The organism is Clostridium pasteurianum DSM 525 = ATCC 6013, assembly GCF_000807255.1.
Lineage (GTDB): Bacteria > Bacillota > Clostridia > Clostridiales > Clostridiaceae > Clostridium_I > Clostridium_I pasteurianum.
Map to the genome: position 1 here is coordinate 1,056,795 of NZ_CP009268.1, position 12,995 is coordinate 1,069,789.

Below are 12,995 nucleotides of genomic sequence, written 5' to 3' on the forward strand. Positions count from 1 at the left end.
AGACGAGGAGTATTATATGAAAAGTATGAATAATGTCAGCTATTATAAGATAAATAAATCAAAATTTATGAATTGGGAAGCTGCATCTAAGCATCCTACAGCAATAGAAATAGAAACTTTAAACACAGGGGAAATTATAAGTAAAATTTCTGGATTGTTAAATCTTAAAAATAAAAATGCCTCAAAGCTAAAAGACGGTACAGCTGTAGTACCGGTACTAGCACATATAGTGAGGCATGAAAAATATGGAGACTATTTAATTGATACGGGATTTGACAGCTCTTTTTCAAATGAAGTTGGTGGAAATTTTAAAGGTTTATTAAAGAAAGTTTATTTTAAAAATCGCTATATTCAGGAAAAAAGTGAAGAAGGGATTGAAGTTCAACTTAAAAAAAGAGGAATAAATTTAAAAGGTGTTTTTCTAACTCATATTCACGAACATGCAGCAGGTGTTCCTTCGTTGCCGAGTGGAATACCTTATATATATGGTGATGGTGAATGTGAAACAAGCTTTTTCCCATTGGTTTATTCTAATTTCTTTGAAAATAAAACAAATCTGCAAAAAATAGATTTTTCATCAGCACAGGATATGCCTATGTTAGGAAAATGTGCTGATATTTTTGGAGATGGTTCATTCTGGGCAGTTTCTACACCGGGGCATACAAAAGGACATACTTCCTATTTAGTAAATGGAATAAAAAGGAAGATTTTGATTACCGGTGATGTTTGTATTACAAAAAAAGGTTTTGAACTCAATGTGGAGACAGGAAAATTCTCTTCGGATATAGAAGAGGGAAGGAAAAGCTTTTTTACGATAAGGGAATTTATTAAAGAGTATCCATCTGTAAATGTAGTTTTTGGACATGAGACTGATGAATTTAAGATAGAGTATAAATAAAAAGTTACGTATATGTAATACATAGAATAATAAATCTATTCAAAGATGATAGTTTGTTTTTTCATAAAATGGAAAGTAAATATAAAAATGAGGTGGTATTATTATGATAATAGAAAAAAATACTATACTGTATTTCTCGGGAACAGGCAATAGCCTGCAAGTAGCAAAGAATATAGGAAGTGAGCTTGGAGAAATTAATTTATGTAGAATATCTTCACTCATAGATGAAAAAGAAATAAAAGTGAATGCAGGAATACTTGGAATAGTATTCCCAGTGTACTATGCACGACTTCCGTTGATGGTAGAGAAAATTGTAAAAAAACTAAAAGTTAATGAAAGAACCTATATTTTTGGAGTAGCAACTTATGGTGGAGCAGCAGCTGGGGTGTTAATTAAATTAGAGCATATATTACAAAATTTTGGGGGGACACTTAATGCTGGCTTTTTAATTCATATGCCAGCAAACAATATTTTTGCCTATAATCCTAGTGCAGCAAAAAAGGATAATAAGGTTTTTCAAAGAGAAAAGATAAAGATTAAAAAAATATCAGATGTAATAAAGCAAAGAAAAGATTCCAAGTGTGAAGTAAGTAAATTGATGATTGATAGAATAATAGACAAGGCTCTTATTAAAATTACAGATAGAATAATGGATGAGATTCCCGTAAAAGATAAAAAATTCTGGGTTACAAATAGCTGTAATGGATGTAGACTTTGTGAAAAAATTTGTCCGGTTAATAACATAGAATTCCATTTAAACAAGCCTCTTTGGAAGCATAATTGTGAGCAGTGTACAGCCTGCATTCAATATTGTCCTAGTGAGGCCATTCAATGGGGTAAGAAAACTGAAAACAGGAGAAGATATAGAAATCCTAATGTAGGTGTTAAGGAGTTAATATAAAATAAGCAAAAAGACCACATTTTTATTTTATTGACAAATATATAATATAACTTTACTCTGTTAACAGAGGGATTTTTTTGTACTATAAAATATAAAAGAAGGTGAACTTTTATGGATATTAATAAAATTTTTAGTATGGAAAAAGAAATTAAAGGGAAAATAGTATACTTAAAGGATTTTCCAAAGGAGAATACAGCAATAGTAACGGTTGACATGGTAAAAGGCTTTGTAAAAAAGGGTATGCTTTCTTCCCATAGAATTATTTCTATTATAGATGCTATTGTAGATTTAAACAAAAGAAGTGGGGGATATAAAAAGATATTTTTTCTAGATGAACATGAAGAAAATTCTGCTGAACTTACTACTTATGCAAAACATTGCATAAAAGGTACAGAAGAAAGTGAACTTATAGATGAACTAAATACAGAGGAGGTAATTGGAAAAGAGGTGGCTATGATTTCTAAAAACAGTACAAATGGATTTCATGCACCAGATTTTAAGAAATGGCTTGAAAAGAATGAAGATATTATAGAAAATTACATAGTAGTAGGCTGTGAAGCTGATATATGTGTCAGTCATTTGGTTACTACACTTAAGACTTATTTTAATGAAAAAAATCTAAGTAGAAGGATAGTTGTGCCTATAAATGGGGTTGAAACCTTTGATTTCGAAACTCATGATGGGGATTTAATGAAAGTTATTTCACTATGGGAAATGAAAGCCAATGGAATTGAAATTGTTGATGAAATATTATAATGTAGGGGGAAAATAGGTGAATATTATTTTTAAATTTTCTTTAAAAAGTATTAAAGAAAAGAAGTTTAGGACTTTCCTTATCTTGTTCGCAATAGCCGTATCCTCGGCATTATTTTTTGCTTCAAATGCTATATCTGGTACTATAGAAAAAATTTATATAAATAAATTAAGCAGCTCTTATGGCAATTCAAATATTATAATTCATTCAGGAGATAAATCTCCTTCTAAATATTTTTCCATGAATAAAATTCAGAAAGAAAGTTCCAATATAGATTATGCCATTGGCTCAACTAGTGAATCGGGAATATACAAAATTAATAATGATGAAACCATGACTTTTAATTTGCGTGGCTTTAATTTTAATGAATTACAATTGATGAATCCAGTTTCTTTTATGGACAGCAGTGATGATAAGATGTTTACAGGTAAAAAAATCATAATAAGTAAATTTGCATCAGATAAATACAATAAGAAGATTGGAGATTCTATTGAACTTAAAATAAATGATTCAAAATATAAATTTACTGTATGGGGAATAGCTGCTCAGACAGGATTTTTTTCTAATGATGGACAAACTATATCTGCCATAGTTCCTTTGGAAACTTTGAATTCCATAATGGATACTAAAGGTATGGTATCTGCTATATACATAAAATCCAAAGACTCAGTTAATAAGGAAGAGGTAATTGAGGATTTAAAGTCTATATATAGAGATTATGAAGTGAAAAGAACCATAAATGATGAAGATTTAAAGCAGCAGGCAAGCGGTTTTACCACTCCCTTTATGATGATGACTATTGTAGTGCTTTTTATGAGTATATTTATTACTTATACTGCTTTCAAGGTAATAGCTATGGAAAAACTACCTGTTATAGGAACCTTTAGGAGCATTGGTGCAACTAAGAAAATGACGGATTTTATATTGATTTTAGAAAGTCTTTGCTATGGAGTAATTGGAGGAATAATAGGCTGCTTTATGGGAATAGGAATATTGTATATAATGACCTGGGTTACTACACCAGATTGGATGAAGGGAAATTCAGCACAAATCAATTTTTCCATTTCACAGCTTTTAGCAGCCTTTATTTTAGCAGTCCTTATTTCCTTTATAAGTGCAATACTTCCTATAATCAGAGTATCAAAACTTCCAGTTAAAGATATTGTATTAAATGAAATTGAAGGCGAAAACAGTAAAAATAAACTTTGGAAGCTAATTCTAGGTATTTTATTACTGTGCATTTCTTTTGGAGTTCCCAATATTGTACCTAAAAATTATGCCTTGTACATAGATGGAATATGCATGGTACTGGCAGTTGCTTCCGTGGTGTTACTTGTACCTTTTATAGCTAATATATTTATTAAAATTTTTGAAAAGATTTATGTATTTATACTGGGAAATGAAGGGTTACTAGCAGCTAAAAATTTAAGAGAAAACAAAAGTCTTTTGAATAATATTTCACTTTTAGCTATAGGAATATCTGCACTTTTGATGATAAATACGGTAAGTTACAGTGTAGGAGTAGAAGTTTTAGATGCCTACTCAAAATTTAATGTGGATATTGAAATGTGGGGAAATATGCTGGATAAAAATACAGAGAGGCTTGTACAGAATGTAGATGGAGTCAGTGATACTTATGGAGTTTACAGCTCCAGTGTAAAGCTTGCGGATTCCAGTAGAACCATTGATTCTGTAGAGGGTGTTTCTTCAAACAAGTATCTGCAATTTTATGATCAGAAATTGGGAGATAATCCAGGGGAGATTTTTAAAGAACTGAATGAGGATAGAAATATATTGGTGACGGATTCACTGCTTTCAAGAATAGATTTAAAGGTTGGAGATTATATTAATTTTGAGATGGGAAAAAACAAAAGGCAGTATAAGATTATTGGAACATTTAATTCAGTAATGTACAATGGAAACTATGCGCTTATAGGAGAAAAATATTTAAAGAATGATATGGGAATTAGATATTATTCTGCAATATATGCAAAGACAAATAAAGATCCCCAGACTGTATTAAATAATATTAAAGACAAACTGGCAAATATGAGACTGTCTCTTATGACAAAAGAAGAAATGCAAACTGAAAATAAAAAGAGCAATGATCAAATGTTTAATGTTCTCAATGCCTTTTCAATAATGGCATTAGTTATAGGAATATTTGGAGTGCTGAATAATCTCCTTATCAGTTTCATGGAGAGAAAAAGATCTCTTGCAATATTTAGATCTGTAGGTATGAGTAAATCACAAATTATTAAAGTTATATTTATAGAATCTCTAAGTGGAGGAATTGTAGGTGGAACTGTAGGAGTTTTTGCAGGTATATTAATGATCCAAATTGTCCCTAAAGTTACTGAAGCTATGAATCTTCCACTGGAAATAAATTATCTATGGACTTTATTTGTCTATGCTTTTTTAGGTGGAATAATTATTAATGTAGCAGCATCAATAGTTCCAGCTTTTAAATCCTCTAAGCTCAACATTATTGAATCCATTAAATATGAATAGAGTTAGGCACATTCAAATAAATAACTAGTCAGTATACTAGTATATTTTGAATCCTACTACGTCAACAGAACCCTTAGATAGCTCACTATCTGCGGAACCTGTTTCCTTGTTGGATTCAAAATATCCGTCGCATCTTTGACTTATTATTTATTTTCATATGCCTTATAGTATTTTAGAACTGCAAATGTATGGCTTACGCCAAGTTAGTCAGGTTAAAATAATTTGATTGGAGATACTCTATGAGAAATGAAGATAAAAATAAAATAAAACTGACAAATGAAAAAAGAGAAGAGATGATTTCTGCAATAAAAAACTACTTTCTCAATGAAAGAGAGGAAGAAATAGGTGATTTAGCTGCAGGTCTTATTTTAAATTTTGTTATAGAAGAATTAGCTCAAGAATTTTATAATCAAGGGGTTTTTGATTCCTACAAATACATGAACGATAGAATAGAGGATCTTTTATCTATTCAAAAATATTAATTAAAAAGAAGACCTGTGATGTCAACTAAACACTTCATCACAGGTCTTAGAAATTTATTCACTAAAATATTATTTTTCCAGGGCAATCTTGTCATCAAAATACTCTTCACTGTTTTCAACAGATTTATCTGAAACTCTAGTTAAAATAAGTCCTCCAATAACAAAGAGAATTAAGACGCTGAAGATTCCCTTACTTGTATTTCCTGTAATCTGGGTTCCCAATGCAACTATAAAGGGACCTAGTATTGCTGCAAATCTTCCGAAAATATTATAGAAACCAAAGAATTCATTATTCTTTTCTTTAGGTACAAGCTTTCCAAAATAGGATCTGCTTAGTGCCTGTATACCACCTTGAGAAGTTGCTACCAGCATAGCTAAAATCCAAAAACCTGCAGCATTATGAACAAAGTTTGCATAAATACATATAATTGAATACACTATTATTCCTGCATATAGCATGGTTTTAGCTCCAAATTTCTCAGAAAGTTTTCCAAAGATAATTGCACAGGGAAATGCTACTACCATAGTAAACAGCAGTACTATGAGCATTGTGGTGTCACTTATACCAAGATCTGCACCAAAGGAAGTAGCCATAGTTATAATAGTATTTACTCCATCTATAAAAAAGAAATAAGCTATTAAAAAGATAAGCAGATTTTTATGCTGTCTTATATTTTTAATTGTATAAAATAGCCTATTAAAGCTTTTAACCACTACTTTATGTTCCTTTTCAATCCCATAAATTTGTTTTACATTTTTTATCATAGGAAGAGAAAATAATGCACACCATATAGCAGTTATGATAAAGGATATTTTACAGGCGGTTAATACAGAAATGGGTATTATCTTCATACTCGCCAGTATAACTATGCTCATACATATTGCAAAGGCAAGTATATTTCCAAGATATCCAGCTGCAAAACCAATAGAAGAAACCATATCCATTCGTTTTCTAGGGGTTACATCCACAAGAAAGGCATCATAAAATATATTGCTGCCAGAGTTTCCTATGGAGCTTAGTATGAAAACTATAAGTAAGGGAATCCAGGCAGTATCAGGTACTCCAGCCATAAGTGCTGTAAAAATTATTCCTGCAATACAAAATATTTTAAAAAAGCCCATTTTGTAACCTCTGTAATCAGCTATGGTGCCTAATATAGGAGCTGCAATGGCTATAATCAGTCTTGCTATGGAATTTGCATATCCCCAGTGAGCTGTTGCCATAGTACTGGTGCCACCTGAATTTTCAAATATCATTCTGAAATATATTGGAAGTATGGTAGTTATAATTATCATGCTGTAAGTTGATATGTTACAATCGTACAAAATCCAGCTCTTTTCAGCTTTGCTGTATTTATTCATAAGAACTCTCCTTGTCTTCGTACGTACTATGTGAAACATTATTTTCATCAATGAAATCGTATATAATTTCTCCGTCTGCATCCTTAAGAGTTAATCCTAGGAGTCTTGCCATAGTGGGACCTTCATCTATGAGATTCATTTTTTCAATAATATTTCCAGACTTTATTCCCATACCAGATGCCATAAATACTGTAGTATAATCATCTTTGAAGGGTGAATACCCATGAGTAGAAAGGGTGTGCTCTACTCCATCTTCTGTATTATAGGAAGTTACTTCTTTAATAATATTCCCCTTTAGTCCGTCTTGAAAATAATAGCCTTTTCTAGCCTCAAGCATTAGATAGCAATTAGGATCAGCTCCCATATAAGAGGCTTCTTCCCCAGAGTAAATTGCTTCAATGCATTGATATTTTTCATTAAATTCTTTAAGTATTTTTTTTAAAGATTCATTTTCACCTTCATCAGATTTTGTGTATACATAGGCTGAACCATCACAATTTTTCACTATTGCTGTGTAGCTAGATATTTTACCATTTTTGTCAAGCTGTATATATCCTTTCTCTGCTAAGAGAATGTTCAGATTTACTATCTTGTTTTCATCAAGACTACTGTGATCTCCAAGAAGTATAATGGTACTTTCCTCATAAATGCCCTTTTCTTTCAGTGTTTCAATAATTTCACCAAGTCTTTTATCATGTCTTACCAAGGCTAGTTTTGCTTCATCGGAATTAAATCCATATATATGTCTTGTACTGTCTAAATCAGTGTAGTGAACTAAAGTTAAATCTAAATTTTTATTTTTGATGGTATACAAAAAAGATTGATGAGTAAAATTATCAAGATTAGGCTGCTTTACTCCATCACGTAAATGTCCAAATTTCTTATTAATTTGGTATTGAAATAGTGGTGTGCCGTTAAATAAGGAAACCATTATCTGATTTTCCCAGAACCTGTTTGCAAAGATTTCAGGCATATTATACTGAATTTTGGACTTTGCAGTTACTGGCCACAGTAGTGCAGCAACGATCAACCCATTTTTTACAGCTAGATCATAAATTGTCTCACACTTTATATTTTTTCTATACCAGTACCAATCTGGGGATTTCTTGTTTAATTGTAATAGAGTATTATTTATTATTCCGTGATTTTTAGGATATTTTCCCGTAACAATAGTGGTATGAGCAGGATAAGTAAGAGTTGGATAAACACTGTATACATTCTTACAATAAGATGAATTCTCTATAAATTTTTTAAAATTGGGAAGATTACTTATATAATCAAAATCTAGTGTAGACAATCCGTCAAGAGATACTACATAGAGTTGGTTACTTATTCTCTCCATAAACATTACATCTCCAATATTTTTAATTGAATTTCATGTTAGCATCTTTCTGTTGAGTAAGTATTAAATGTATGTAAAAATATCTCAACATGGGTGCTTTTTATATTCTTATAATAGCCACGACGAGAGGCTTAAGAGGTATTTGGTGCGAATCGCTGTACAGAGTACGGGTGAAGTGTTACAGCGACTAGTTATCGGATAAATTGAATCTTACTCAACTTTTATTTACTATATTGTGATTTTACCTCCATTGTTTGTTACAAGAAATAGGTTCACAATGGATAATATATAAACATTTATTGAATTTAAAGAGAGGTAAGTTATGGATAAGTTAAACATCGGAGATACAATATTACAATTGAGAAAAGAAAAAAATATTACACAGAATCAATTATCATCTATGATTGGAGTCTCAGCGGGAGCAGTTTGTAAATGGGAGACTGGAAAGTCAATGCCTGATATTGGATTGTTACCATCTTTGGCAAGAGCATTAGAGGTGTCGGTAGATACCTTGTTATCTTTTAATCCAAAACTATCAGATAAAGATGTAGATAAGATTAAGAGGCAATTAACAGAAGTATTTTTACAAATTGGATATGATGAAGGGGAAGCAAAGTGTAAAGAGTATCTTAAAGAATATCCCAATAGTGTGAATTTGAAATTAATAATTGCTGGACTAATATCAATGTATTCAATGCTGATAGATAAGAATAGGAAAGATTCTGAAGAACTTGTAAAGTCAAAAATGGAGTATTCATTAGAATTATTTGAACAAGTTGTAGAAAGTAAAGACAGTAAATATGTACCTTCAGCACTATTTTCAATAGCAGGTATTCAAATGATGTTAGAAAACTATGGGAAAAGTGAAAAAGCTCTAAAAAAATTAACAAATTCTTTTATTGACCCAATGTCAATTTTACCTTTTGTATTACATAAACAGGGGAAAAATAAAGAGGCTGAAATTCTTTGTGAAAAGATGCTGCTACACTACTTAAATAATAGTATAGGTATGCTTTCCACATTGACAAAAATATCTATAGAAACAGATAAATATGAGCAGGCATTATTGTATTTAGATGCTATTTGTAAAATTGAAAATAAATTTAAAATTGGATTACATTCAGGAGACTATAATACATGTGCATTGTATATTAAGACAAATAAATTAAATCTTGGGGCTAAATGGTTTAAAACTTATGTGGAGGGTTTGTTATCATCAGAATATGATTATTGTAATAATAATTTTTTTAAAAATGTCAAATTGGAAGTAGATTCAAAAGGGCAGAAAATCATCAGAAAAAAGTTATTTCAATCACTTATGGATGATCCAGATTTGAAAGTATTAGCTGGACTAACAGATTACCAACAAGCTATCAAAATGCTAAGAGATAATATTTCACCTGGCTAACTTGCAGTTCTAAAATTCAGATGGGGTAAAAGAATCCCACCTGAATTAAGAACCTGCTTCAATCAATGTATCTTTTTCTTTGATAATGTAGTGAAATTATGTTACTAACCTGAAATTCGTGAATTACTCACAAGGATAAACAATCCCCCACTCTTTTCTAAGACTATCCATAATCTTCATAACTCTTATAGTTTCTGAATGAGGCATTTCGTCACATTCTAATTTGCCCTCTTGTATTGCCTTAATACAAGCTTTTACTTCATACATTTTGTTTATAGTTACTGCCATAGATTTTGCTATAGAGCCAGCTCCAAGAATAGCCATTTTCATATAAGTATATCCACCTTTCATTTATTATATCTATATTATAAAACCTTTACAGGTATAAAGGTCAAGAGTATATACAAATTATATTTAATTATAATTTATTAATTGTGATAACATATAAATAATAGTAAAATATAATTATTGGAAAATTTAAAGTTGAAAATATAGTTTAAACACAAATTTATTACGAATTGAAGAAAAATATGTAGATACTTATTTTTCTATAGATAAATTTAGAAACAGAATTGCCCATATGTATTTTAATGTTAGTGATGAAATGATATATGAAATAAATCAGAATAATTTAGAGGACTTTGAAGTTTTTATTAATAATATAGTTAAAAATATAGACGCATAAGAATAATGTCTTAGAAAAATTAAAGCAGGAGGTGATTGATTTTGCTTAATATAGAAAATATTGATACTATAAACTTAAGAAAAGCACCAATTACACTCCAATTTAAAACTATAAAAGAAGGACGAAATCTATATTAAGTCAACATTTTATTTTTAAGGAGAAAAATTTTTATGAGAAAAAATATACTTATGATAACTCCAGAGAATAGAGAAATAAATGATTTTAGAAAAAAGCAGTTTAATAATTTTATTCAGATTACCATGCCCTATTTAGCGGCTTTTGTGGATTCGTCAAAATATAATATATCTCTTGTAGATGAGTACAATGAGGACGTACCCTTTTATAAGAAATATGATTTAGCTGCGATAACAGTGAATACTTCTAATGCTTCTCATTGTTATGAAATTGCAGCTAAATTTAGAAAGAATGGGGCAAAGGTAGTATTTGGAGGGCCTCATGCTACATTGATGCCGAAGGAGGCTTCTAAACATTGTGATTATATTATAATTGGAGAGGCAGAGAATACTTGGCCAAAATTTCTGGAGGATTTTTATGAGGGCAGGGCAAAAGATACATATGTATGTGATGATATACCTTCCTTAAATGGGATTCCCATACCAAGAAGAGATCTTATTAAGGGAAGATATTTTACAAGGGGAGCTGTTTTTGCCACAAGAGGATGTCCCTATCATTGCAGCTATTGTAATCTAAAACAGATATATTCTGATTCCTTTAGAATGAGACCTGTTGATGAAGTTATTAAAGATATAAACAGTATTAATGCAAAATATTTTGTGTTTTGGGATGATAATTTTTTTGGAGACATAGAGTATGCAAAAAGGTTAATGATGGAACTAGCTAAATATAATAAGAAATGGGCGGCACAGGTTACCTTAGAGAGGTGTCAGGATAAAGAACTTCTAAAACTGGCTAAACAGGCAGGCTGTGAATACTTTTTTGTGGGGCTTGAGTCCTTTTCAGAGGACAGCCTTAACAGTGTCAATAAGGGAATTAATAATGTTAAAAGGTATAAGAGTTTAATTGATTTAATCCATAAAAATGATATTTCTATTCAGGCAGGTATAATATTCGGATTTGATACGGATACAAAGGATATATTTAAAAAGACACTGGATGCCTGCAATAATTTAGGAATAGATGGTGTTACTGTAAGCATATTGACACCTTTACCTAAAACACCGCTATATGAGCAGTTTCAAAAAGAGGACAGGCTGATAACAACAGATTGGAAATACTACAACGGAAAGACCAGAGTTGCCTTTGTACCTAAAAATATGACTTCACAGGAATTATTTCAGGGATATATGTGGTTTAGAAAGGAATTTTATTCTATAAAATCAATTATAAAGAGACTCTCTGTTTCAAGGACAAATATTATACATAATTTTATAGTGAATTTGGGATATAAACTGTCTATAAAGGGAACAAAATTTATAGAGTAAAACTTAATATATGGTATTCATTATTTTCTGGTTTTTATCATAAGAGTGGGAGATAAGGGTTGGTTGATGTCATGAATAAGGAAGCTAAGCATAAAAAAATACTGATGCTAAAACTCTTTTTACAGGCATTTTCACCACTGAAAGGAGAATAAATGTTTAAAAAACATGAAGCTAAAAAAATTGTTAGTAATATAAATTTAAATACATCAACAGTTCGAGAAATTAAATATAAAAACTTGACTTGGATTGACATTGAGAGACCAACTAATGTTCATATGGATATGCTTAAAGAGAAATTTGATTTCCATGAATTGTTACTTGAAGACTGCATGACAGAACATCAGAGATCAAAAATTGATGATTATGATGAGTATTGTTTTATTGTGCTTCATATGCCAAGATATAAAAAAATGCTGGAAATAATTGAACCGGCTGAAGTAGATATATTTATAGGCCCTAATTATTTAATTACACTGCACGAGGGAGAATTGAAACCTCTTATGGTATTTGCAAGTCTTTGTGATGCAAAAGAGGAAGCAAAGGTAGAATATATGAGTGAAGGCTCAGCACTGCTTTTATATGAAATAATCAAACGTCTATTTGATTATTGTATGCCCATGCTTGATAAAATAGGGATATTATTGAATAAAATCAATGTTGACATATTCAAAAATACTTCCAAAGCTATGCTTAAAAATATATCTATAGCTAAAATGCAGATAATTAATTTCAGGAGAATAGTTAAGCCTGTAAGACCGGTAATTCTTTCATTGGAAAAGATAATTGTAAAGTATCTTCCAGAAAATATGGATATTTATTTTGATGATATTACAGATAAAGCTGAAAAGATATGGGATATGCTTGAAAACGATAAAGAAGTTATTGAGTCAATAGATTCCACCTTTACGTCCCTTACAAATAATAAAAGCAATAATTTAATGACTGTTTTTACAATTATTCAGGTGGTAATTTTGCCAATGACATTAGTAGGTGGTTTATTTTCAATGAATGTTTCAGGAATTCCGCTGCACGATTATGGCAATGCCTTTTGGATTGTTTTTGGAATGATTATGGTCCCAACAAGTGCTATTGCCTTGGCTATGGTGATAAACAGGAAAAAGTGGTTTTGACTATTAGCAGTATAAATTTAGAACAAAAATGCCCCTTATGCTAAGATTTCTTTCTATAT

The 12,995-nt window shown here is 30.7% G+C and carries 12 protein-coding genes; 9 read left to right on the top strand and 3 right to left on the bottom strand.

The window, feature by feature from the left end; genetic code table 11:
- Positions 1-16: 16 nt before the first annotated feature.
- The 5 genes from CLPA_RS04785 to CLPA_RS04805 all read left to right on the top strand — a co-directional run bounded on the left by CLPA_RS04785 (position 17) and on the right by CLPA_RS04805 (position 5,546).
- Entirely contained in the window at positions 17-898 is an 882-nt protein-coding gene (locus CLPA_RS04785; RefSeq protein ID WP_003444777.1) for an MBL fold metallo-hydrolase, read from the top strand.
- 103 nt (positions 899-1,001) lie between these two features.
- Complete coding sequence (locus CLPA_RS04790; RefSeq protein ID WP_003444776.1) at positions 1,002-1,799, top strand: EFR1 family ferrodoxin; 798 nt, start codon at positions 1,002-1,004, stop codon at positions 1,797-1,799.
- A 111-nt stretch (positions 1,800-1,910) separates the two neighbouring features.
- Positions 1,911-2,555: a cysteine hydrolase family protein gene (locus CLPA_RS04795; protein WP_003444775.1), complete on the top strand. Its 645-nt coding sequence runs from the start codon at positions 1,911-1,913 to the stop codon at positions 2,553-2,555.
- A gap of 16 nt (positions 2,556-2,571) precedes the next feature.
- A complete protein-coding gene (locus CLPA_RS04800) occupies positions 2,572-5,064 on the top strand; it encodes an ABC transporter permease (protein WP_003444773.1) in 2,493 nt (830 codons plus the stop codon).
- A gap of 239 nt (positions 5,065-5,303) precedes the next feature.
- Positions 5,304-5,546, top strand: a complete 243-nt coding sequence (locus CLPA_RS04805) for a DUF2164 domain-containing protein (protein WP_003444771.1) — start codon at positions 5,304-5,306, stop codon at positions 5,544-5,546.
- A gap of 69 nt (positions 5,547-5,615) precedes the next feature.
- Here CLPA_RS04805 and CLPA_RS04810 read toward each other — a convergent pair whose 3' ends face one another.
- Positions 5,616-6,908, bottom strand: a complete 1,293-nt coding sequence (locus CLPA_RS04810) for an MFS transporter (protein ID WP_003444759.1) — start codon at positions 6,906-6,908, stop codon at positions 5,616-5,618.
- The gene (locus CLPA_RS04815) at positions 6,901-8,250 is read right to left on the bottom strand and encodes an alkaline phosphatase family protein (RefSeq protein WP_003444757.1); all 1,350 of its coding nucleotides are present in this window, start codon (positions 8,248-8,250) and stop codon (positions 6,901-6,903) included. The genes CLPA_RS04810 and CLPA_RS04815 overlap by 8 nt, the downstream gene beginning before the upstream one ends.
- 322 nt (positions 8,251-8,572) lie before the next feature.
- On the opposite strand from CLPA_RS04815, the gene CLPA_RS04820 reads away from it, so the two are divergent.
- Positions 8,573-9,658, top strand: a complete 1,086-nt coding sequence (locus CLPA_RS04820) for a helix-turn-helix domain-containing protein (RefSeq protein ID WP_003444755.1) — start codon at positions 8,573-8,575, stop codon at positions 9,656-9,658.
- Positions 9,659-9,781: 123 nt separating this feature from the next.
- On the opposite strand, the gene CLPA_RS04825 is transcribed toward CLPA_RS04820, so the two are convergent.
- Positions 9,782-9,988, bottom strand: coding sequence for a hypothetical protein (locus tag CLPA_RS04825; protein WP_003444753.1), 207 nt, complete (start codon positions 9,986-9,988; stop codon positions 9,782-9,784).
- A gap of 220 nt (positions 9,989-10,208) precedes the next feature.
- On the opposite strand from CLPA_RS04825, the gene CLPA_RS21865 reads away from it, so the two are divergent.
- From CLPA_RS21865 to CLPA_RS04835, 3 genes are all read left to right on the top strand, one after another.
- Positions 10,209-10,343, top strand: a complete 135-nt coding sequence (locus tag CLPA_RS21865; protein ID WP_335617779.1) for a HepT-like ribonuclease domain-containing protein — start codon at positions 10,209-10,211, stop codon at positions 10,341-10,343.
- A 170-nt stretch (positions 10,344-10,513) separates the two neighbouring features.
- Complete coding sequence (locus CLPA_RS04830; protein ID WP_003444750.1) at positions 10,514-11,806, top strand: B12-binding domain-containing radical SAM protein; 1,293 nt, start codon at positions 10,514-10,516, stop codon at positions 11,804-11,806.
- A gap of 152 nt (positions 11,807-11,958) precedes the next feature.
- Positions 11,959-12,936 (top strand): magnesium transporter CorA family protein, encoded by a 978-nt coding sequence (locus CLPA_RS04835; protein ID WP_003444748.1) that lies wholly within the window; start codon positions 11,959-11,961, stop codon positions 12,934-12,936.
- Positions 12,937-12,995: the final 59 nt, after the last annotated feature.

Excerpts from the sequence above, each read along its gene's own strand:
- CLPA_RS04810 (WP_003444759.1), bottom strand. The coding sequence starts at position 6,908 with ATGAATAAATACAGCAAAGCTGAAAAGAGCTGGATTTTGTACGATTGT.
- CLPA_RS04795 (WP_003444775.1), top strand. The coding sequence starts at position 1,911 with ATGGATATTAATAAAATTTTTAGTATGGAAAAAGAAATTAAAGGGAAA.
- CLPA_RS04820 (WP_003444755.1), top strand. The coding sequence starts at position 8,573 with ATGGATAAGTTAAACATCGGAGATACAATATTACAATTGAGAAAAGAA.
- CLPA_RS04805 (WP_003444771.1), top strand. The coding sequence starts at position 5,304 with ATGAGAAATGAAGATAAAAATAAAATAAAACTGACAAATGAAAAAAGA.
- CLPA_RS04825 (WP_003444753.1), bottom strand. The coding sequence starts at position 9,988 with ATGAAAATGGCTATTCTTGGAGCTGGCTCTATAGCAAAATCTATGGCA.
- CLPA_RS04815 (WP_003444757.1), bottom strand. The coding sequence starts at position 8,250 with ATGGAGAGAATAAGTAACCAACTCTATGTAGTATCTCTTGACGGATTG.
- CLPA_RS04835 (WP_003444748.1), top strand. The coding sequence starts at position 11,959 with ATGTTTAAAAAACATGAAGCTAAAAAAATTGTTAGTAATATAAATTTA.
- CLPA_RS04785 (WP_003444777.1), top strand. The coding sequence starts at position 17 with ATGAAAAGTATGAATAATGTCAGCTATTATAAGATAAATAAATCAAAA.
- CLPA_RS04830 (WP_003444750.1), top strand. The coding sequence starts at position 10,514 with ATGAGAAAAAATATACTTATGATAACTCCAGAGAATAGAGAAATAAAT.
- CLPA_RS04790 (WP_003444776.1), top strand. The coding sequence starts at position 1,002 with ATGATAATAGAAAAAAATACTATACTGTATTTCTCGGGAACAGGCAAT.